Source organism: Candidatus Poriferisodalis sp. (assembly GCF_965208485.1).
Taxonomy (GTDB): Bacteria; Actinomycetota; Acidimicrobiia; order Acidimicrobiales; family Poriferisodalaceae; genus Poriferisodalis.
This window is the reverse complement of sequence record NZ_OZ242344.1, coordinates 280,429-299,028: the sequence shown is the minus strand read 5'-3', so window position 1 is coordinate 299,028 and position 18,600 is coordinate 280,429. Positions and strand designations below refer to the sequence as shown.

Annotated in this window: 19 protein-coding genes; 11 read left to right on the top strand and 8 right to left on the bottom strand. The window is 67.5% G+C overall.

Annotated features, from left to right (window positions below; all coding sequences use genetic code 11):
- Positions 1-16: 16 nt before the first annotated feature.
- Both ACOGXQ_RS01420 and ACOGXQ_RS01415 read left to right on the top strand, forming a co-directional pair.
- A complete protein-coding gene (locus tag ACOGXQ_RS01420) occupies positions 17-385 on the top strand; it encodes a hypothetical protein (protein ID WP_419945686.1) in 369 nt (122 codons plus the stop codon).
- A 15-nt stretch (positions 386-400) separates the two neighbouring features.
- On the top strand, positions 401-1,108 hold the full coding sequence (locus ACOGXQ_RS01415) for a histidine phosphatase family protein (protein ID WP_419947317.1): 708 nt from the start codon (positions 401-403) through the stop codon (positions 1,106-1,108).
- Between the two features lie 115 nt (positions 1,109-1,223).
- On the opposite strand, the gene ACOGXQ_RS01410 is transcribed toward ACOGXQ_RS01415, so the two are convergent.
- Positions 1,224-1,517: a pyridoxamine 5'-phosphate oxidase family protein gene (locus ACOGXQ_RS01410; RefSeq protein WP_419945685.1), complete on the bottom strand. Its 294-nt coding sequence runs from the start codon at positions 1,515-1,517 to the stop codon at positions 1,224-1,226.
- Here ACOGXQ_RS01410 and ACOGXQ_RS01405 point away from each other — a divergent pair.
- Positions 1,444-1,644 (top strand): hypothetical protein, encoded by a 201-nt coding sequence (locus ACOGXQ_RS01405; RefSeq protein WP_419947454.1) that lies wholly within the window; start codon positions 1,444-1,446, stop codon positions 1,642-1,644. The two genes, ACOGXQ_RS01410 and ACOGXQ_RS01405, sit on opposite strands and share 74 nt — an antisense overlap.
- On the opposite strand, the gene ACOGXQ_RS01400 is transcribed toward ACOGXQ_RS01405, so the two are convergent.
- A complete protein-coding gene (locus tag ACOGXQ_RS01400; RefSeq protein ID WP_419945684.1) occupies positions 1,628-1,951 on the bottom strand; it encodes a hypothetical protein in 324 nt (107 codons plus the stop codon). The genes ACOGXQ_RS01405 and ACOGXQ_RS01400 overlap by 17 nt on opposite strands.
- Positions 1,952-2,085: 134 nt before the next feature.
- Between ACOGXQ_RS01400 and ACOGXQ_RS01395 the strand changes: the two genes are divergently transcribed.
- From ACOGXQ_RS01395 to ACOGXQ_RS01385, 3 genes are read left to right on the top strand one after another with little or no spacing between them, the layout of a single operon-like run.
- Complete coding sequence (locus tag ACOGXQ_RS01395) at positions 2,086-3,063, top strand: AAA family ATPase (RefSeq protein ID WP_419945683.1); 978 nt, start codon at positions 2,086-2,088, stop codon at positions 3,061-3,063.
- Between the two features lie 27 nt (positions 3,064-3,090).
- Entirely contained in the window at positions 3,091-4,257 is a 1,167-nt protein-coding gene (locus tag ACOGXQ_RS01390) for a DUF58 domain-containing protein (protein WP_419945682.1), read from the top strand.
- Positions 4,254-6,530: a transglutaminase TgpA family protein gene (locus tag ACOGXQ_RS01385; RefSeq protein ID WP_419945681.1), complete on the top strand. Its 2,277-nt coding sequence runs from the start codon at positions 4,254-4,256 to the stop codon at positions 6,528-6,530. Before ACOGXQ_RS01390 ends, ACOGXQ_RS01385 begins: the two co-directional genes overlap by 4 nt.
- A 43-nt stretch (positions 6,531-6,573) precedes the next feature.
- On the opposite strand, the gene ACOGXQ_RS01380 is transcribed toward ACOGXQ_RS01385, so the two are convergent.
- The 3 genes from ACOGXQ_RS01380 to ACOGXQ_RS01370 are packed head-to-tail and all read right to left on the bottom strand — an operon-like array spanning position 6,574 to position 8,969.
- Positions 6,574-7,020 (bottom strand): DUF3040 domain-containing protein, encoded by a 447-nt coding sequence (locus ACOGXQ_RS01380; RefSeq protein ID WP_419945680.1) that lies wholly within the window; start codon positions 7,018-7,020, stop codon positions 6,574-6,576.
- A 56-nt stretch (positions 7,021-7,076) separates the two neighbouring features.
- A complete protein-coding gene (dinB, locus tag ACOGXQ_RS01375) occupies positions 7,077-8,456 on the bottom strand; it encodes a DNA polymerase IV (protein WP_419945679.1) in 1,380 nt (459 codons plus the stop codon).
- A gap of 6 nt (positions 8,457-8,462) precedes the next feature.
- Positions 8,463-8,969, bottom strand: coding sequence for an NUDIX hydrolase (locus tag ACOGXQ_RS01370; RefSeq protein ID WP_419945678.1), 507 nt, complete (start codon positions 8,967-8,969; stop codon positions 8,463-8,465).
- 86 nt (positions 8,970-9,055) lie between these two features.
- Between ACOGXQ_RS01370 and ACOGXQ_RS01365 the strand changes: the two genes are divergently transcribed.
- From ACOGXQ_RS01365 to ACOGXQ_RS01350, 4 genes are all read left to right on the top strand, one after another.
- Positions 9,056-9,460: a hypothetical protein gene (locus tag ACOGXQ_RS01365; protein ID WP_419945677.1), complete on the top strand. Its 405-nt coding sequence runs from the start codon at positions 9,056-9,058 to the stop codon at positions 9,458-9,460.
- Positions 9,457-10,137 (top strand): response regulator, encoded by a 681-nt coding sequence (locus tag ACOGXQ_RS01360; protein ID WP_419945676.1) that lies wholly within the window; start codon positions 9,457-9,459, stop codon positions 10,135-10,137. The genes ACOGXQ_RS01365 and ACOGXQ_RS01360 overlap by 4 nt, the downstream gene beginning before the upstream one ends.
- A gap of 252 nt (positions 10,138-10,389) precedes the next feature.
- A complete protein-coding gene (locus ACOGXQ_RS01355) occupies positions 10,390-11,805 on the top strand; it encodes a sensor histidine kinase (protein ID WP_419945675.1) in 1,416 nt (471 codons plus the stop codon).
- Entirely contained in the window at positions 11,802-12,443 is a 642-nt protein-coding gene (locus tag ACOGXQ_RS01350) for a GerMN domain-containing protein (protein ID WP_419945674.1), read from the top strand. The genes ACOGXQ_RS01355 and ACOGXQ_RS01350 overlap by 4 nt, the downstream gene beginning before the upstream one ends.
- On the opposite strand, the gene ACOGXQ_RS01345 is transcribed toward ACOGXQ_RS01350, so the two are convergent.
- The 3 genes from ACOGXQ_RS01345 to trkA are packed head-to-tail and all read right to left on the bottom strand — an operon-like array spanning position 12,435 to position 17,013.
- The gene (locus tag ACOGXQ_RS01345) at positions 12,435-14,003 is read right to left on the bottom strand and encodes a TrkH family potassium uptake protein (RefSeq protein WP_419945673.1); all 1,569 of its coding nucleotides are present in this window, start codon (positions 14,001-14,003) and stop codon (positions 12,435-12,437) included. The two genes, ACOGXQ_RS01350 and ACOGXQ_RS01345, sit on opposite strands and share 9 nt — an antisense overlap.
- Positions 14,000-15,673 carry a TrkH family potassium uptake protein gene (locus tag ACOGXQ_RS01340; protein ID WP_419945672.1) on the bottom strand — a complete coding sequence of 558 codons (1,674 nt, stop codon included), beginning with the start codon at positions 15,671-15,673 and terminating at the stop codon, positions 14,000-14,002. Before ACOGXQ_RS01340 ends, ACOGXQ_RS01345 begins: the two co-directional genes overlap by 4 nt.
- Positions 15,670-17,013 (bottom strand): Trk system potassium transporter TrkA, encoded by a 1,344-nt coding sequence (gene trkA / locus ACOGXQ_RS01335; RefSeq protein WP_419945671.1) that lies wholly within the window; start codon positions 17,011-17,013, stop codon positions 15,670-15,672. The genes ACOGXQ_RS01340 and trkA overlap by 4 nt, the downstream gene beginning before the upstream one ends.
- Positions 17,014-17,085: 72 nt before the next feature.
- Here trkA and ACOGXQ_RS01330 point away from each other — a divergent pair, with 72 nt between their 5' ends.
- On the top strand, positions 17,086-18,579 hold the full coding sequence (locus tag ACOGXQ_RS01330; RefSeq protein WP_419945670.1) for an FGGY family carbohydrate kinase: 1,494 nt from the start codon (positions 17,086-17,088) through the stop codon (positions 18,577-18,579).
- Positions 18,580-18,600 lie beyond the last annotated feature (21 nt).

The following is an 18,600-nucleotide window of genomic DNA, read 5'->3' as shown; positions in this document are numbered from 1 at the left end:
AGGTGAAGCGCCTGTGATGACCACGCATGAATTCTGTTTGTTTGCCGACGGCGCCGACTTGACCGTGGCGACGACGGTCGAGCGGCTCGAATGCGCCGGCTACTCCCATCCGGCCGCCGCGGCTCACGACGGCGTCCAAGCACTCGTGTTCTCGCGCGGAGCGGAGCGTCTCGTTGATGCGGTGGCCGCTGCCGTCGCAGCGGCCGAAGAGATTCCCGGGCTCTGCGTTGCCAGGGAGGCACGAAGCGGTGCAGTGCCAGTGTTCGACCCGACGTCGCTGAAGCTCGCGGCGGTCTGCGCGGTCGCTGACCGGCCGATCCCGCCGGCACCGCTCCGACCGGCGCCGCCAGCGCTGCACCGACCGGCAGGCGCCACGCGTTCGTAGAGTCTTGCGGTGTGGATGTCGGCAGCAGGCGATGCAGGCGATATGGCTGACGGGCAACTCCTCTCGCGCCTGCTGATCATCCGGCATGGCGAATCCGTTGCGATGGCCGAGGGAATCGTCGGCGGACCCCAGGGATGCCGGGGCCTCACCGACCGGGGTCGTGCTCAGGCCGCAGCACTGCGCGACAGATTCGCTTCGGGCTGTGAACCCGAGGTGCATGTCGTCTGCTCGTCGCCGCTGCCCCGCGCCCGCGAGACCACCGACATCGTCCTGTCGGCACTGGGGAGCGGCCCCGAGCAGGGGAACCTTGACGTTCATCTCCACGACGACCTCGAGGAGATGCGCCTCGGACCCGCCGATGGCATGACGTGGGAGACAGCGCGCGAGCGCTTCGGATTCGTCCAGCCGATGGACCAGCCGTACACGCCTGTGGTGGAGGGCGGCGAGAGCCGCGCCGGTTTCCGCCATCGAGTTGCACAGGCACTCAACGACATCGCTGCCAGCCACACGGGCAAGACCGTCTTCGTGGGATGCCACGGCGGCACGGTCTCTGCCGCGATGGCCATGGCGTTCGGCATCCCGCCCAGCCATCGCGGTGTTGGCGTCGTCACGACAGTGACGTCCATCACAGAATTGGAGCTGCTTGCTGTTGAGGGCAGGCGCCTGTGGCAGGTCCGGCGATTCAACGACTCCGCGCATCTCGCTGCCATCGAGGCAGCCTGAGGCTGAACCCACGGTCCACAGCAGCACACCGCGGGTCCTCGGGCTGTCAGCTTGGCTTGCTCGGGGTTTGTGAGGGGTTCGGCGAACGGCGCATGAGGCAGCGGCTGTGGGCGGCTCAGATGAAGCCTTCGATGACGATCTGATCTCGCAGGTCAGCGATCAACACCCATTCCTCATCGGGCATGTCTCCGTCCGCCATCCGCCTGTCCAGGTCGGGCTGGACCTCGCAGACGCCTCGGAGCTGAGCTTCCTCGTACGGATTGTCCATATCCACGATCGAGATGGCGACTCGAGGGCCGCGCAGGATGTTCTGGGTCTTCAACGACGTGCGGCCGGTGGCCATGATCACGGTCGATGCGTCGACGAGGTCGATCCAGATCGGATCAAGCCTTGGCGATCCGTACTCCACGGCGCCGACGACGCTACTCGACGACGACCGCCGACTCGATGCGTGCGTCGCCAAGCTGACCGCGTCCGTCGAGGAACGCAAGCTCGCCAATGAACGAGAAGCCGACGAGCTCAGCGTTGACCGGTGAACAGTTCGGAGGTGCAGGGGATTTCCAGCCGGCCGGAGGGGTGCTGACGCTCAAGCAGTGCGCGCAGGCGTCGCGTCGCTTCCTCCCCGCCCAGATGCTTCGCGGCGGCGTGCATCTTGGACGAGGAGCGGGCCATCTCGATGTGACGCCAGTTGGGGAACAGGTCGGCTTGGGGGCCGACCAGGCGTGCGCGGCGCACCACCAGCCGCACCGTGCGCGCCGGTTTGCGGTTGGGCCGCCGTGCGCTGGTGAGCGTCGTTTCGGCGACTTGGGCCTCGCCGTCGTCGGTGCAGCCGATCGGGCCCACTCCGCATCTTTGATACGGGCTCACGGGCCGCTCGGACCCGAGGCTCAGCCTCTGGAGCCCGCCGTCTGCGGCGGCGACTCTCGCGAGACCTATGAGTAGCCTCAGATCCGCCGGAACCACGAGAGTTGAATGCAATGCGCAACCACACGCCGCAACAAGTGCAGGCCGCCGCCGAGACTTTCCGGCAGATGTTCGAGCAAATCACGGACAACGTGGAACGCGTCATCCGGGGCAAGCCCGACGCGATCGGGCTGGCGCTGCTGTGCCTGCTCTGCGACGGGCACCTGCTGATCGAAGACGTTCCCGGAGTCGGCAAGACGAGCCTCGCGAAGTCGCTGGCGGCTTCGGTTGACGTGCCTTTCGGCCGCATCCAGTTCACGCCGGATGTGCTGCCTTCTGACGTGATTGGCGTGAACGTCTGGGACGAGCGTGAGCGCGTCTTCGAGTTCCGGCCCGGCGCCCTGTTCTCGAACATCGTGCTCGTCGACGAGATCAACAGAGCGTCGCCCAAGACACAAGCAGCCCTGCTGGAGGCAATGCAAGAACGGCAGGTCACCACCGACCGCACCACCCGCCCCCTCAGCCAGCCGTTCATGGTGATCGCCACCCAGAATCCGATCGAGCACGAGGGCACCTACCCGCTGCCCGAATCGCAGCTCGATCGCTTCCTGATGCGCATCGGCATCGGTTACCCGAACGCCGATTCCGCTGTCGAGGTCCTCGACCTGCATGACGGCACCACCGAGATCAACGTCGGACCCGTCGCGACTGCCGACGAAGTCAAGGCCATGACCCGCACCGTCACCGAGGTTCACGTCGCCCCGGTCCTGCGTCGGTACATCGTGGCGGTGGCCGAAGCATCCAGGCGGCGTGGCACCATCACCCTCGGCATCAGCCCGCGCGCCACCTTGGATCTTCAGCGGGTGGCACAAGCCCGCGCGCTCGCCGCCGGCAGGAACTACGTCGTGCCTGATGACGTGAAGGCTGTGGCTGAACCGGTGCTCGGTCACCGCATCCGGTTGAGTCCCGACGCGCAGCTCCGAGGCCTGACACCTCAATCTGCACTGCGTGAAGTGTTCGAGGCTGTCACCGTTCCGACCAGCGCCGGCTGAGCCCGCTGCCATGAACGCTCGGCTCGCATGCTGACGAGGCAGGGCTGGATCGTCGGCATTGGCTCGGCCATCGCTGCCGGCGCCGGACGCTTCTTCGGCATCAGCGAGTTCATCGTGCTGGCGGTTGCCGGGCTGGTGCTGATCGGCACCGCCGTCGTCTGGACCCGGACCCGCCGGGTCCGTCTGCGAATCCAGCGGTCCACCCAGCCCGCGCGCGTTCATGCGGGCGGAGCCGCCCGGGTCGCACTGACCGTCACCAATCTCGGAGGCCCAGCGCCAGTGCTGCTGTTGAGCGACCCGGTGACAGGAACACTCGGCGCCCGCTTGCGCGTCGGGCCGCTGCTGGCGGCCGAGCGAGTCCAGGCGACGTACCTGCTGCCGACCGAACGCCGCGGGCGCCTCGAGATCGGGCCGGCTGACATCGCCGTCGTAGACCCGCTGGGGCTGGCCCAGCTGTCGATCGGCACAGGACCCCAGACAACACTGGTGGTGTACCCGGCCACGCAGACGTTGGTGCCGCCGCGTCTGGCTCGAGGACCCGAGCCCCTCGGCGTGGCCGCCGATGTGCACACCCTTCAACGCATCGGCGAGGATTTCTACGCACTGCGCGACTACACAGCCGGCGATGACGTCCGCCGGGTTCATTGGCCGTCCACAGCGCGGCTGGGACGGCCAATGGTGCGTGAGGACGAGGTTCCCCGGCGCAGCCGGGTCACGGTGCTGCTCGACACGCGCAGCGCAACCCTGGACCCCGAGCGATTCGAACTCGCAGTGTCCGCTGCTGCCAGCGTGGTGCTGGCCTGTGCATCACGCCACGATCCCCTGCGGCTGCTCACCGTGGCCGGGGCCGACACCGGGTTTGTGACCTCGGGTGAAGGCTTGGCGCAGATGTTCGACCACTTGGCGGAGGTCTCCACTTCAGGAACGGGCACGCTGCGAGGGACGCTGGCCGCGGCCACTTCTGCGTCCACCGGGGCCCTCGTCGTGGTGCTCGGCGGCGCCTCCCTCGAAGCGACACGGGACGCCGAGTCGATCGCTGCGGCCACCTCCCGCAGTTCCGCCCTGACCGTCATCCGCGTCCGTGCGCCCGACGCCAGGCTCCCAACAGGCGGAAGGCGCTGGGTCGATATCACGAGCTCGGCCGATCTCGAGGCATGCTGGGCCGCCGCGCAGGCAGAGACGATGCCGACATGACACGACGAACCCTGTGGCAGGTGGAGATCTCGCTGTGGGCGCTGACGCTGGTGTCGGTGCTGGCGGCGCGTCGGCTGTTCGACTCCTGGGACTACGCGCCGCTGTGGCTCATCGCGGCCGTCGGCGGCCACGCCACTGCTGCGATGACCAGGCGGCAGCGCTGGCCGTTCGCGCTGGCAATGACAGTGTCGACGGTGGTGCTTGTCATCGTCCAAGGCTTGGCGCTGTACTCCGACACGCTGTGGCTGCGACTGCTTCCGAGTGCGGAGACCCTGCGGCAGGCGGCAGCCGACATCGAAGCGGCATGGAGCGCATTCGGCATCGTGGAGGCGCCGACACCGGCCGCCGCAGGGTTCCTGCTGGTCGGTGGCGCCGTCGTCTGGCTGGCGGCGTTCTGTGCGGATGCTGTCGCGCTGCGGGCGCGGCTCACCTCCGAAGCGCTGGTTCCCAGTTTCGGCATGCTCGCCTTCGTCGGCGCCCTCGGCACAGACGACTGGCGCATCCGCAGCGCCGCCGCCATGGTGCTGTGCGCCGTCGTCTTCGTTGCAGCGCATGGCATCCACCACACGACGGACCGCGTGCCGCTCGGGGCATCGGAACGCCGACGCTCGACCGTGCCCATGCGCACCGCCCTCAGATTCGGTGCCGTTGCAGCCGTCGTCGCAGCGTTGCTCGTCCCGCTGCTGCCCGGCAGCGACGCCCCGGCGATCGTGTCGTGGAAAGACCTCGACGGCACAGCTCCGGCGTCGCGCGTGACAATCAGCCCGCTCGTCAATGCGCATGGCCGCTTGGTGAGCACCTCAGGCGCCGAATTGTTCCGAGTGGAAGCTGATGTGCCCGCGTACTGGCGGGTGTCCGGGCTGAGCCGGTTCGACGGCGAGTTCTGGGGTTCTGAGCAGCTCTATTCCAACACGGCTCAGGTGCTCGACGGGCCGGTCAGCGGGGACATGTTCACCCAGGAATTCACCATCGGCGCGCTCGACAGCATCTGGCTGCCCGCCGCATTCGAACCCGTTGCCTACGACGGCCCCGATGCGCTCTATGACGCAGAGACCGGCACGCTCGTCACGACCCACACCACCGAGCTCGAACCCGGATTCGCCTACACCGTGCGCTCGGCAACCGACATTCCCTCGCTCGCTGGCCTAGTGGCCGCCGACGGCGACGTGCCGCCCGAAGTCGCAGCAAAGTACCTGCCTTTGCCCGACGGATTCAACCCTCGAGTTGCCGACCTCGCCGCCGACATCACTGCCGACGCGTCCGGCCCCTACGCCAAAGCGCTGGTGCTGCAGAACTTCTTTCTCGAGAACTTCGCCTACTCGCTGCGAGTTCCGAGCGGTCACGACACCGACCGCATGGAACAATTCCTCTTCGAAGACCGTCGTGGCTATTGCGAGCAGTTCGCCGGGACCTACGCCACGATGGCCCGCGCCATCGGATTGCCCTCCCGGGTGGCCGTCGGTTTCACGCCCGGCGAACTGGTCGATGGTGCCTATGTCGTCACGGGTTCCCACTACCACGCATGGCCGGAGGTGTGGATCGGCGGTCGCTGGGTGTATTTCGAGCCGACGCCGGGGCGCGGCGCCCCCGGTGCTGCCATCTACACGGGGGTGCCGCCGCAGCAAGTCGTGCCAGGCGACCCGGATGCAACGGACGAGGCCGGTTCCGGATTCATCGGTCAACTGGGGATCGAAGATCTGGAAGGGATCTCGGACGATCTCGAAGGCTTCGTGGACATCCTCGGCGTCGAAGGAGCCAGTCAGGACACGGGGGGCTGGTCGGAGTGGCTCGTCGTGCCCTTCTACGCGGTCCTCGCAGTTGGTGTGCTGTGGCTCATCGCGATTCCGTCAGCAGTGCGGATCCGGCGGGCGCTGCATCATCGCCGCGCACATCGCGATGCGCGTGCCGCGGTCACCGCAGCTTGGGACGATGTGGCTGAGACACTGTTCGACCTCGGCATCGACCGTCGTCCCACCGAGACGCACGTCGAGTTCGCCGACCGAGTTCGCCGCCGGCTGCGTATCGAAACAGGCGAGATGCAGACGCTTGCCGTTGCTGCCCAAGAGGCCAGCTACGGCGCAGATCCGCCCTCGCCCCAGACGGTGGTGGGGGCGCGCTTGAACGCTCAGCATCTGGAGACCCGCATTCGGGCAGCACGCAGCCGGTGGGACCGGATCAGCACCGCTTGCCGACCGACGGCGCTCGTCGCCGGACCTCGGTCGCGGCGCAGGGATCGCGAGAATCGCAACGGCTTGCTGGTACGGCACCAGTGATCGCCCGCTCTGTCAGCTCCGCTCAGAACTGCTCGCGAGAGTGCTAGCTCGGGTCGTTGCGAAAGCGGCGTCGCATACGATCACCGAACGTGTCCGCGTTGCGCGGCCGGGTGCGCTTCGCGATCGAATCCGAGACCTTTTCGAGACCCAGCCTGCCCATCTTGCGGACGTTCCGCTCGATTACGACAGCGCTTGCAAAGACGATCAGGAAAGCGGCAAACGACAACGCAAAGTGCACCTGCAGACCGAGGCCGATGCCGATCAAGCCCAGCACGCCGCCCAGCACCGCCCACCGGATATTGCGCAGAGCGTGTCGAGTCAGGGTGGTCTCCGACACCTCCCGCGCGAATTCGGGATCGTTGTCGTAGAAGTCCTTCTCGATCTCGAGCAGGATGCGTTGTTCGTCTTCCGAGAGCGGCACGCAGGGACTCCACATGCTGGATTGCTGATGTTGCTGCCAGTGTAGGACTGCGCCCGGCACCACTTCCACGCACCCTTGCGTGCAAATTGCGGCCCAGCCTTACCAGAACTGTTCAGGTTGGTCTCTCAACGTCCCCAGCGACGCTCGCCCGGCGCCCCGTCACGCAGTCCTGCTGCGCCATGACTGATGATTGCACGACCGAAACGGCCGCGTATGACGTCGAGTGCATCGGCCAGCCTGCGATCCAACTCGGCATCGCCGGTCGGCCCGGGCCCGGCATCTGCGGCAGCACCGGACTCTGGGACGGGCGGCATCCCGATCTCCAAAGCAAGCTGGATCTGGCCCTCCGGCTCTGTCGCCGCAGTTCCGGCAACTCCCGCCCCGCCCCCTGCCTCCGATGCCGATGTCTCGCATATGTTCGACACGGCGACGCCCAGCAGCCGAACTCCGAGGCTGAGGTCGAGTTTGGCGACCAGCGCATGCGCCGCCTGGACCAGCATCCGGGGTGTCTGAACCGGTTCGGCGAGTGTGCGCGCTCGCGTCCGCAGTGAGAAGTCCGGATACTTGACCTTGACCGTGACGGTCCGTCCCGCCAGACCGTTCGCCCGCAGACGCGAGGCGACTGCATCGGCGAGGCGCACGGTCTCTCCCCGTATGCGATCGGGATCCCGAAGATCGGTTTCGAAGGTCTCCTCATGACTGACCGAACGGGGGATGCCGCCGGGGCGCACCGGACGATCGTCAATGCCTTGGGCCAGCAAGGCGAGATGGGAGCCATGCGCAGTGCCCACGGCAGCGACGAGTCGCTCGAGAGGCACCGCAGCCAAGTCTCCGACGGTGAGGACACCGATGCCGTTGAGCCGCTCGAGCGTGACCGGACCCACGCCCCACAGGGCCTCCACGCGGTGAGCCCAGAGGAAGTCGAGTTGCTCCGCGAGCTCCACCACCCGAACGCCCAGTCCCGGTTGAGGTCCCGAGGACCCCACGATCGGCTTCGCGGCGACCGACGCGAGCTTGGCCAGGGTCTTGTTCGACGCGGCGCCGACGGAGCAGTCCAGACCGGTGGCCTGGCGCACGGCGCCGCGCAGGCGCCACGCGATCTGCGGTGACGTGCCGAACAGGCGGTGAGCGCCCGAGACATCCAAGAAAGCCTCGTCGAGCGCGATCGGCTCGACGAGCGGCGTGACCGACTCGAACACCTCGGCGATGGCCCCAGAGGCTTCTGCGTAACCGGAGAAGTCCGAGGTGACCACGACTGCCGATGGGCACAGCCGGCGAGCCCGGGCGGTCGGCATTGCAGCATGCACACCCGCCGCTCGTGCCTCATAGCTGGCAGACGCCACGACGCCGCGACGCCCTGACCCGCCCACGATCACCGGCCGACCGACCAGGGAAGGGTCCCGTTTGCGCTCGACTTCGACATAGAAGGCATCCATGTCGACGTGCAGAATCGGCAGCTCGTCGGCGTCCGCACCGGCGAATTGGGCGCGCTGATCGCCGGCCACAGGTCTTCAGGGCACCGCGGGCGTCACCACCAGGCCGGTGCGATGGTCGCCCGTCACCGTGTAGCGGAACACATGGCCACGACCGGCATCGCCCCGCAGGTAGGTCAGCAGAGGCTCGGCCATCCAAGCGTACTGGCCGTCGAGCAGGTCCTTCAGCTCGCCATTGGGAACCCATCGGGCGTCGAACACGATGCCGTCCGGATCGTCGACATCCAGTTCGCCTGTCCACGCCTCAGCCTCGTGAACTTCGACCCGCAGGAACCAGCCCGGTCCGTCACTGCCGTCGGCTTCGACGGTGTAGAGCGGACCGGTCCATGACGAGACGTGCAGACCGGTCTCTTCGGCGACTTCACGCGTGAGCGCCCCCAGGACGGTCTCGCCCGGATCCACGACTCCCCCGGGTGTGCTCCAATCCGTGGTGCCGTTGCGGCGCAGATTGTTGACCATGAGCACTGCGCTCTCACGCCGCAGAATGCCGCCCGCGACTGCCCATCGGTGCAACTGTTGGGACACCTTGGCAGTCTGCCATGGAGATCTCGACGGCCCCCTGCGAGCTGGGTATGACGGGCGGCAGGCCGGCTGGTCCTACCATGGCGCACGTGAGCGGACGAGGTGATGGCAAGCGGCGTGATCGATTCGGCACGTCGAGCACGCCGACGGGGGTATATGACGCAGTGCTCACTGCGGCGCCGACGGCGCTGCCCTCGGTGTTTGCACGGATCGTCGCGTTCGCCGCAATTGTGGTCTCCGCAGTGTGCGGCGGCTTGGTGGGTTATGCAATCAGCGCCTTCGAGTGCAGCAGGGGCTGTGTCGGACCGTCGCTTGCGGGTGCAGCAATCGGTGCGCTGGCCGCTGCCGTCGGCGTGGCCGCCGTCGCTGCGCTCGTTCTGCGTTCGATGAGCGAGTGGGCAGACCAGGCTTCGGTGACACACCGCCGACGTCGCTGGCCTCTCCGGCGCCCCCCGGCGAACCCGCCGATTGACGACAAGGCAGCGCAGCAGTGACCACCAACGTTCTCGCAGTCGAAGACGACGAGCGGATTCGCACAGCGCTGCGACTGGCACTCGAAGACGAAGGGTGGAGAGTCAGCGAGGCCGAGTCCTGCGAGGAAGCACTGGAGCGCTTCACCCCCGACAGCACCGATGTGGTGCTGGTGGACATCATGCTGCCTGGGCTCGACGGCTTCGAGCTGTGCCGGGAGATCCGACGGATCAGCCATGTGCCGATCATCATGATCACTGCCCGGGACGACACGCACGACGTGGTCGCAGGACTCGAAGCAGGTGCGGATGACTATCTGACCAAGCCCTTTGCTCCCAAGGAGCTCTCGGCGCGGATCAGGGCACTGCTGCGGCGGAGCCGGGCCGTGGACGACAGCGAGCTGCCACGCTCTGTCGGCGACCTCGAGATCTATCCCGACGAAGGCGTCGTCCGCAAGAACGGCGGCGAGCTGCACCTCACCAAGACCGAGTTCCGCCTGCTGTGCGAACTGTCCGACAATCCCGGCAAGGTGATGAGCCGCGAGCAATTGCTCGAACGGGTCTGGGGCTACGACTATTTCGGCGATGGCCGTCTCGTCGACGTGCACGTGCGCCGGCTGCGTCTCAAGATCGAAGACGATCCTGCCAACCCGCGCTACGTGGCGACGGCACGCGGCATGGGCTACAAACTGCGAGCCTGAAGTGACGCTGCGGCGGCCGCGGCAGCAGCCATGAGGTTTCGCTGGCCCCGGCCCCTGCGACGGCTGCCGAGTCCAATGGCGGCAGCCGCGCGCAGGGTGGAATCATGAGGTTTCGCTGGCCCCGGCCCCTGCGACGGCTGCCGAGTCCAATGGCGGCAGCCGCGCGCAGGGTGGAATCATGAGGTTTCGCTGGCCCCGGCCCCTGCGACGGCTGCCGAGTCCAATGGCGGCAGCCGCGCGCAGGGTGGAATCATGAGGTTTCGCTGGCCCCGGCCCCTGCGACGGCTGCCGCTACGCGCCCGAGTCGTGGGTGCCTTCACGCTCGGGGCGTGCTTGGCGGCATTCCTGCTCGTCGTGCTGACGTACAGCCTCTCCCGTGGCTCGATGCTGGGCTCGAGGCAGGATTCCTCGGAAGCCCAGTTCTTCGCCAACGCAACACAGGTGCAGGGCTCACTGCGCGCCGAGAGCCCCGACTTCGCGGTGCTGCTCGAGTCGCTGCCGAGTCTCAGCGGCAGCCGCTCCATCGTGCGAACCGGACCGGATGTCTGGAGGTCTCCGTCGCTCGTGCCCAGCGACCTGCCCGACGAGCTGGTGGCTGCTGTCGAGCGATCCGACCAAGCACACGCAATGCGCTACCGGCTGGACGGCGTCCCCCAGCTCGCTCTCGGCCTGCGGCTGCGCCCCGCAGCAGTGTCCCAGCTCAGCGAGACCTTGTACTTCGAAGTCGTCCCCCTCTCTGAGATCGAGGCAACGCTGGCGAACCTGCGCCTGATCCTGGGTGTCGGCGCAGCACTGGTCGTCCTGATCGGCGTTGCTATCGGCGCCTGGGCCGGCGGGCGACTGCTGCGCCCGCTGGCAACGGTCTCCGATGCCGCCAATTCGATCGCCCACGGCCGGTTCGACACTCGTGTCGAGCGCAGCGACGACCCCGATCTCGCCGTCATCGTGGAATCGTTCAACGACATGGCTGACGCCATGGAGCGCCGGATTGCCCGCGACGCCCGTTTCGCGTCCGATGTCAGCCACGAGTTGCGCTCCCCGCTGCAGACCCTGCGGAGCTCGATCGACTACCTGAACAGCCACCGAGACGAGCTGTCCGCTCAGGGCGCCACCGCGCTGGACCTGCTGGCCTCAGAAGTCGGCAGGTTCCAGCAGCTTGTGCAGGATCTGCTCGAGATCTCGCGACCCGACGCAGACGGATCGGTCTTCGAACGAGGACTCGTCAACGTCACCGAGTTGGTGCAGTTCCGGGTGCGAGCGCTCGGCGAGGAGGTGGATCTCGAGATCAGTCCCGCAGCCACCGATGCGGTGGTCATCGGCGACAAGCGGGGCCTTGCGCAGGTGTTCGACAACCTGTTGCGCAATGCCGACAAGCACGGCGGCGGCGCCACCCGAGTGGAGATCTCCCGTCCCGGCTACTTCGTGCAGGTCGCCGTGGAGGACAACGGTCCGGGCGTCGCCCCCTCCGAGCGGGACTTGGTGTTCGAGCGCTTCACCCGTGGGGCTGCGGCACGCAAGCGAGGGGCGGGAACCGGCGCCGGCCTGGGCCTCGCGCTCGTGTACGAGCACACTCGGCGCCACGGCGGCACCGTGCACGTGGAGTCGCGCGGCGACGGTCAGCGCGGAGCGCGCTTTGTGGTGGAACTGCCGATTGCGGGGCACCGGTGATCCGCCACCGGTGGTTGCGGTGTCTGGGCGGACTCGTGGCGGGCACCATGGCCTTGGCGAGCTGCGGGTTGCCCGCCGACGATGCTCCCAGGGAGGTCGAGGTACCGTCCGGGGTGTTCCCTGAACCCGAGGTCCCCCCGGCGGCGGGCACGGAGGTCCCCAGCCCCGGCACCTCCCTGCATGCCGTGTACTTCCTGCGAGACGGCCTGCTCGTGGAGCTGCAGCGGCGGCTGGCTGCCCCGGTGTTCCTGGATGCACCGCTCAACGAGCTGCTCGCCGGACCCACGCCTACGGAGGCGGAGAACGGCCTCGAGTCCGCCATTCCTGCGGGTACTGAAGTCGTGGACGTCCAGCTGTCGCGCAACAACGTGGTGTCGGTCCACCTCAACGAGGTCTTCTTCGAGGTGGAGGGCGCCCAGCGCGTCCGGGCGGTGGCACAACTGGTGCTGACCGCATCGGCGTTGGCAAGGGACACACAGGGCGTGCTGTTCTTCCTTGACGGCGCCGCGCAGTCACTGCCCGACGGCGCGGGAACGATCGCGCAGGTCCAGCCGGGTCAGTTGCCGCGAGCGCTGCGCGTCGAGGACTTCAGCGAGCTGATGCCGCTCACCCCGCTGCGCTCGATCAGCTCAACCTGACGAGCGCGTCGCACCCATCGGCAGGCGTGTCAGCCGGCGCGGTCCGCGCTGGGCCGAGGTCCGGGCGAAGCGCGAACGGGTGCCCGCGCGCAGTGCCGCCATGAACATCAGCATCGTGGGAAACACCTCGAGGCGGCCGAACAGCATGAGCACCATCATCACCGGCCGCGACCCGCGCTCGAACGCCAGCGCCGATGAGGTCGGCCCGGCCTCGCCCAGCGCCGGACCGATGGTGCCGATGGCCGAGACTGCGCCGGAGAAGCCCGTCTCGAGATCGTTGCCCAAGGCGGTCATCAGCACGCCGCCCGCCAGGGCAAGGCCCAAGTACAGCAGCACAAAGCCCAGCGCCCGTGCCGCAATGTCCTCCGGCACTGTGGTGTCCCCGAGGCGCATCGGCAGCACCGCCCTGCGGTGGCGGGCGCGGATCACTTCGCGGAACGCATATCGGGCCACGATCTGCAAACGCAGCACCTTGATACCGCCGGCGGTCGAGCCGGTCATGCCGCCGACTACGAACAGCCCCAGCAGCACCAGCTGCGCGGAAGGGGTCCAGAACTGCGAGTGGGTGTAGTCGGTAAGTCCGTAGCCGGTACTGGACCCCAGCGACGCTGCGTAGAACGCCGCCTCTCGCACGTTGGCGCCGAAGCTGAGCCTTCCCGAGTTGAGCATCAGCAAGGCAATTGCGGCACCGATGATGAGGCCCAGGTACCAGCGCAACTCCGAGTAGCTCCGCCGCTGCGACCTGGTGCGCGTGATCACATGCCAGTGGATGGAGAAACTTGCGCCGCACGTGATCATGCCGACGATCACCACGATCTCGACCGCTGTCGAGTCGAATGCGGCGATCGATGCCGAGTACGTCGAGAAGCCGCCGGTGGCCACCGTGGTGAAGGCATGCGCTACCGCGTCGAAGAGGCTCATCCCTGCAATCATCAGCGCCAGGGAGACTGCGACGGTCAGGCCGCCATAGAGCATCCACAGACGCCGAGCAGTGGCGGCGATGCGAGGCGTGAAGCGGTCGGCCGTGGGACCCGGCGCCTCATTGGCAATGAGTTCCAAGCCGCCGATCTTCAGCGCGGGAAGCACCCCCACAGCCAGCACGATCAGACCCATGCCGCCGAACCACTGGGTCATGCTGCGGAAGAAGAGGATTCCGTGGGCAACACCGTCGATGTCGATCAGGATCGTCGCACCTGTGCAGGTGAATCCGGAGATCGACTCGAAGAGCGCGTTGTCGGCCTCATGCCACGGGATCACGCCGCTGAACAAGAACGGCAGAGCGCCTGCCGCTGAGACCGCCAGCCATGTCCACGCCACCGAAGCGAACGCCGCCGAGGGATCAGCCCGGTCGGTTGCCGATGCGCTGCCCGTCATGGCCCCGCCGACGCTGGCGGTGATTGCTGCGGAGATCACCAGTGCCATCGCCCCGCCGCCCCCGTCGACAAGTGCGACGCCCGCCGAAATCACCATGCCGATGGCGACGAACACCAACGCGGCCCCGCTGATGTGCACCGAAGTGGATTCGATGCGGCGTCCGAGCAGCCAGAGTGGCCCACTCATCGCACGGCTGCTCCCGGGTGTCGGCGCCGTCGCCAATGTCCATGTCGCACAGCGCTCGTGATGGGATAGACGACGACGCTCAGTGCCACCGCCGCCGCAGTGACGGACATGCGGCCCACCAGCATGAGCAACCCTGCCGTCACGCGCCCCAGTGCATCGACGGCAGCCAAGTGACCGATCGAACCGACGGCGTCCATCGCGAATTCGGCATGCGACATCGCCGGCCCGACGTTCGACAGTGCCGACACGACATACGTCAGTGCTTCGACGACGCCGAGCCCGCTGGCACCCAGCACAATGGCAGCCGGAATCACCAGCAGCGCAGCCAGCAGCAGTTCTCCCACGATGCGGCTCATTGTCGTCTCAGTGATCGTGGAGCGTCCGATGTGCAGGCGCTCAGCCAGCGTGGGATGGACAGCACGGCGAAGCTCGCGCCCGATGTAGGAAACCAGCGTCAGCAGGCGTACCACCTTGAAACCGCCGGCCACCGACGCGCTCATGCCGCCCACCAGCATGAGCACCATCAGCAACGCCTGACTGCCAGTCGAGAATGCGACGAACGGTGTCGCTTCGAAGCCTGTCGTCGAGATCACCGAGACCACGGCGAAGAGCGACTTTCGGACATGCTCGGAGCCGAAGTCTCCGCTCGTCCACAGCGCCACTGCCACAGTGGAGAGCACGATCAGCGTGACGTACAGCCGGAACTCGTAGCTCCGGATGAAACGGGCCGGGTCGCGGCGCCGGATCGCCAGGAACATGAGCGGCAGGCTCACGCCGCCGGCCGCCATGCCGAAGATCGCCACCCATTCGACGGCAGCCGAGTCGAAATGGCGCAGCGAGTCTGCGTAACTGGAGAACCCTCCGGTCGAGGCCGTGGTGAGCGCATGCAGCCCGCTCTGCAGCACCGGCATGCCTGCCAGCGCGTAGCCGACCGCCACCAGCACGGTGAGCGCCCCATAGAGCAGCAGCAGCCGACCCATCGTGCCGGCGCTGCGCGCTGCCAGCCTGCGAGCCGAGCGGGTCGCCACTCCCCCGTCAGCATCCAGCCCGCCGACACCGAGATGCGGCAGCACTCGCACGAGGACGACGATGAACGCGGCGCCGCCCAGCCATTGCCCGACGGCCCTCAGGGCCAGCATCCCTCCGCCGAGGTCCAGCTTCCCGTCTCCGGCAATGGCTTCCGGGATTGCCGTGCTGTTGGTACCGGTTATCGTCGCCGCAGCTTCGGCGAACGCCGTCGCCAGCGCTGCCGGTTCCACCGTGCCGGTCGCGAGGTGGGCGATCGCTACGGCAGCTACCGCCGCAAGCGCTCCCAGCACGAGCGCCGTCAGCGTCTGACGCTCAGTGATGCGTCGTTCACACCGGCAAAATCGCAGCAACCCCAAGGCGAGCAGCGCGATGGCGGTACCTGCGACCAGCAGCGGGACGGCGTCAGCACCGGACTCACCGCTCGCCGCGACACGCCCCCCTGCCAGCCAGTCGAAGAGTGCGCACGCCGCAAACACTGGTGAGGCAGCAGCCAGCACCACCAGCGCGGTCACCGCCAAGGTGGATTCGTACGGCCCGCATGCCCACGCATGCAGCGCACCGTCGACGGCTCGCACCACCCGCACAACCAGTCGGCGAAGCCGTTTGCGCCCGGAAGCCCGGCGAGCCGGACGGGGTGTCACCGAAAAGCCTGCTTGACCTCGTCCACGCAGTCAGGCGTCACAAAGGCGACCACATGGTCCCGCGCCCTCAGCTCGCTCCGGCCCCGGGCTATACGGGCCTTGCCGTCCCGCACGATCGCGGCGAGCAGCATCTGACCGGGCAGGTGGAGATCCCGCACCAGCGAGCCGTCGGCGCGAGAACCCGAACCCACTTCAATTTCCTGTACCTCGACATCGCCTTCGAGGAAGGTCGCGACGGCCGTGACATCGCCCCGAACCATTCGCAGGACCATATTGGCGCTGGCGGTACGGGGCGACAGGGCTGCGTCAATGCCAACCTGCTCCAGCAACGGAAGCAATGACAGGCGGTGCACGACAGCGATGGCCTCAGTGGCGCCTGCGGATTTGGCGTACAGGCAGGCCAAGACGTTGGCGTCGTCCTCGCCCGTGACAGCGACGACGGCATCGAAGCTGCCGATGTCCTCACGGGCCAGGATGTCGATGTCGGTGATGTCACCGTGCAGCACCAGTGCGCCAGCGTGGAGATCGCTCAGCTCGAGGCAGCGTTCGTGGGCCAGTTCGATGATGACGACCTCGATGTGACGCTCCAGCAGGCGACCGGCCAGCAAGTCGGCAGTTCGGCCCCCGCCCAGGATCATCACACGGCGCAAGTCCGATCGGTGAAGGCCCATGATCTCCATGAGTTCGCGCCGCCCCTGTCGTCGGCAGACCACTCGCAGCAGATCGTTCGGCAGCAGCGTTGTCTCGCGCCGCATCACGGTAGTCTCCCCGTCACGCGACAACGCGCCGAAGATGAAGTCCCACTCGGGCTCGTAGTAGGCGCCGACCTCAGCCATGGTCATGCCGACCAGCGGCGCGTCATGGGCGAGGCGGGCACCGACCACAAGCACCTCGCCATTGGCGAGTTCGTTGATGTCCGACGCGCCGTGATATACGAGCAGATCCATGATGGAGTCAGCGGTCTGCTCGTCGGGATCGAGCACCAGATCGACGCCGATCGCGTTGCGCAGGTTGCGACCCGGCGCACCTCGCAGATCGCTGTCCTGCAGGCGGGCCACCGTGGCGGGTACACCGCTCTGGCGGGCCTGCATGCACGCCAACAGGTTCACCTCGTCGGAGTCGGTGACCGCTACCACCACTTCCGCCCGGCCGAGTCCGGCCTCATCGAGCACGCGAGGGTTGGTGCCGCTGCCATGCACCGTCAGCAAGTCGACTTCGGAGGCAAGAGCAGCGAGCCTGCCAGAGTGCTGATCGACGACGATGACGTCGTTTCCCTCACGGCTGAGGCGTTCGGCGATATAGCTCCCGACCTCGCCAGCCCCCACCACGAGAATCCTCACATTCGGTGACCCTACTTCGATGCGTCCTGGGATGATGTCATCATGAGCGGAATCCATGGAGGAGGGAGCACAGTGGCACTTGTCGTGGCAATCGACGCCGGAACAACCGGTGTGCGCTCGATGGCAGTGAATGAAGCCGGTGCCGAGGTGGCCTACGCCTACCGATCGCTCCCGCAGTACTACCCGGGACCGGGCTTGGTCGAGCACGATCCGCACGAGATCTGGGAGGTCACGGTCGCCACGCTGAACGAGCTCTGTGCCAGTCTGCGGGCGCTCGGCGACGGCCGGATGCCGACGGTGGCGGCCATCGGCATCACCAACCAGCGCGAGACCATCGTGGCTTGGGATCGCCGAACCTCTGAGCCGCTCGCGCGGGCCTTGGTCTGGCAGGACGTCCGCACGGCATCCCGCTGCGCCGATCTGGAGTCCGCGGGGTGCCTCGCCGAAGTGCGCCACCTGACGGGACTGGTGCTCAGCCCCTACTTCAGCGGCACCAAGGCCGAGTGGCTGCTGCGAGACGGAGGGGTGTCCGCGAACGCTGACCTGGCCTTGGGCACCGTCGACAGCTGGCTGATGTGGAAGCTGAGCGGCGGCGCCGCATTCACCACAGACGCCACGAATGCCTCGCGCACGCTGCTGTATGACCTCAACACAGGCGAATGGTCTGCGCCGATGTGCGATCTGCTGTCGGTGCCGGTCTCGGCCCTGGCCGAGGTGCGCCCCTCTGCCGGGCGTTTCTGCCTCACTGCGGATACGACTGCACTAGGGCCGGGCGTCGCAGTGAGCGGTGTCGCCGGCGACCAGCAGGCGGCGCTGTTCGGCCAGGGCTGCCACGAGGTCGGGATGGCAAAGAACACCTACGGAACCGGCTCGTTCGTGCTGATGAACGTCGGCGACACTTGTCCCTCCCCGATCGAGGGACTGCTCACGACAGTGGCCTGGGATCTCGGCGACGGCCCGGTCTATGCGCTCGAAGGCTCGATTTTCGCCACGGGTGCGGCCGTGGGGTGGTTGACCGGCATTCTGGATGGCGCCGCTGATCCCATGGCAGTCGAGGCGCTCGCTCGCAGCGCAGCGGACAGCGGCGGGGTGATCGTGGTGCCGGGGTTCGCAGGACTGGGCAGCCCCTGGTGGGATCCCGACGCACGGGGGGCGATCATGGGCCTGACCTTTGCGACGCAACCGGCGCACATTGCGCGTGCGACGATCGAGTCGATGGCGTTGCAGACCCGTGACGTCATCGAGGCAATGACCGCCGGTGCCGGCCGCGACATCGCCGAGCTGCGCATCGACGGCGGCGCAGCCACGAACGACCTGCTGTGCGCCATCGTGGCCGACCAGCTCGGCACCGCCGTGAGCCGACCAGTGGTGACCGAGACCACCGCCCTGGGCGCGGCGATGCTGGCGGGACTGGCGGAGGGGGTCTGGTCCTCCCCCGCCGAGGCAGCATCGCTGTGGCGGCTGGACCGGCGCTTCGAACCCGGCCCGGGGCGCGCCGACGCCGACGGGCTTCACGGGAGATGGCGTGCAGCGCTCGAACGGATCCTGCATCGGCCCGTGGCCTGATGCGCCCGAGGCGGGAAGGAT

Bases quoted from the DNA above. Each gene is read 5' to 3' on its own strand.
- ACOGXQ_RS01420 (WP_419945686.1), top strand. From the start codon at position 17: ATGACCACGCATGAATTCTGTTTGTTTGCCGACGGCGCCGACTTGACC.
- ACOGXQ_RS01415 (WP_419947317.1), top strand. From the start codon at position 401: ATGTCGGCAGCAGGCGATGCAGGCGATATGGCTGACGGGCAACTCCTC.
- ACOGXQ_RS01395 (WP_419945683.1), top strand. From the start codon at position 2,086: ATGCGCAACCACACGCCGCAACAAGTGCAGGCCGCCGCCGAGACTTTC.
- ACOGXQ_RS01390 (WP_419945682.1), top strand. From the start codon at position 3,091: ATGCTGACGAGGCAGGGCTGGATCGTCGGCATTGGCTCGGCCATCGCT.
- ACOGXQ_RS01385 (WP_419945681.1), top strand. From the start codon at position 4,254: ATGACACGACGAACCCTGTGGCAGGTGGAGATCTCGCTGTGGGCGCTG.
- ACOGXQ_RS01355 (WP_419945675.1), top strand. From the start codon at position 10,390: ATGAGGTTTCGCTGGCCCCGGCCCCTGCGACGGCTGCCGCTACGCGCC.
- ACOGXQ_RS01345 (WP_419945673.1), bottom strand. From the start codon at position 14,003: ATGAGTGGGCCACTCTGGCTGCTCGGACGCCGCATCGAATCCACTTCG.